The organism is Streptomyces alkaliphilus (assembly GCF_014141535.1).
Lineage (GTDB): Bacteria > Actinomycetota > Actinomycetes > Streptomycetales > Streptomycetaceae > Streptomyces > Streptomyces alkaliphilus.
In genome coordinates this window covers 1-1,365 of record NZ_VKHT01001188.1, presented here as the reverse complement: position 1 = coordinate 1,365, position 1,365 = coordinate 1, and the positions used below count along the sequence as shown (strand labels likewise).

Annotated in this window: 1 protein-coding gene; it reads left to right on the top strand. The window is 74.3% G+C overall.

Annotated features, from left to right (window positions below):
• Positions 1-32 precede the first annotated feature (32 nt).
• Positions 33-1,295: an ornithine--oxo-acid transaminase gene (rocD, locus tag FNQ90_RS23325; RefSeq protein WP_182608161.1), complete on the top strand. Its 1,263-nt coding sequence runs from the start codon at positions 33-35 to the stop codon at positions 1,293-1,295.
• Positions 1,296-1,365 lie beyond the last annotated feature (70 nt).

The following is a 1,365-nucleotide window of genomic DNA, read 5'->3' as shown; positions in this document are numbered from 1 at the left end:
GGGGCGGCGTTCCGCCGGAGAGGAGCAGGACCATGACGGCCATCGATCCCCGCGACGGGGGCACACCGCGCGACACCCCCGACCCGGCGGCCCTCATCGAACTCGCCGAGGCCCGTTCCTCGCACAACTACCACCCCCTGCCCGTCGTCCTGACCTCCGGAACCGGGGCATGGGTCACCGACGTCACCGGTCGGCGACTGCTGGACTGGCTCGCCGGCTACTCGGCGCTCAACTTCGGCCACGGGCACCCCCGGCTGCTCGCCCGGGCGCACGCCCAGCTCGACCGCCTCACCCTGACCTCCCGCGCCTTCCACCACGACCTGTTCGGCCGCTTCTGCGCCGAGTTGGCCGACCTGTGCGGGATGGATCGGGTGCTGCCGATGAACACCGGGGCCGAGGCCGTGGAGACCGGCGTCAAGACCGCCCGCAAGTGGGGGTACCGGGTGAAGGGGATCCCCGCCGGTCGGGCGCGGATCGTCGTCGCGGCCGACAACTTCCACGGCCGGACCACCACGATCGTCGGGTTCTCCACCGATGAGGAGGCCCGCTCCGACCACGGCCCCTTCACCCCCGGCTTCGACATCGTGCCCTACGGGGACACCGGTGCGGTGGAGGCCGCGATCGAGGCGGCCGACGGCACCTGCGCGGCGGTGCTGCTGGAGCCCATCCAGGGGGAGGCGGGGGTGGTCGTCCCACCGCCCGGCTACCTGGAGACGGTGCGGGAGGTGACCCGACGGCACGGCGTGTTGATGATCGCCGACGAGATCCAGTCCGGACTCGGGCGGACCGGCCGCACCTTCGCCTGCGAGCACGAAGGGGTGGTCCCCGACGTGTACCTGCTGGGCAAGGCCCTGGGCGGCGGCCTGTTGCCGGTCTCCGCCGTGGTGGGGTCGCACGAGGTGTTGGGCGTGCACCGGCCCGGTGAGCACGGCTCCACCTTCGGCGGCAACCCCCTGGCCTGCGCGGTGGCGCTGGAGGTGATCACGATGCTTCGGGAGGGCGAGCCGCAGCGGCGGGCGACCGGGCTGGGCGAGGTGCTCCACCGCGAACTGGCGGCGCTGCGGGAGGACCCCGGCAGCGGGGTGATCGCGGTGCGCGGGCGCGGCCCGTGGGCGGGTGTGGACCTGGACCCGGCACTCGGCACGGGCCGGGAGATCTCGGAACGGATGCTGGAGCGGGGGGTGCTGGTGAAGGACACCCGGGCCTCCACCATCCGGATCGCCCCGCCCCTGGTCATCGAGGAGGAGGATCTGAGGTGGGGGTTGGAGCGGCTGCGGGAGGTGCTGGCCCGCTGAACCGCCGGCCGGCCCTCCGCGTGCCGGCTCCCGGCCCCGGAAGGAGGGGGCGCGGGGGCCGGCCCGTGGC

Excerpts from the sequence above, each read along its gene's own strand:
- rocD (WP_182608161.1), top strand. The coding sequence starts at position 33 with ATGACGGCCATCGATCCCCGCGACGGGGGCACACCGCGCGACACCCCC.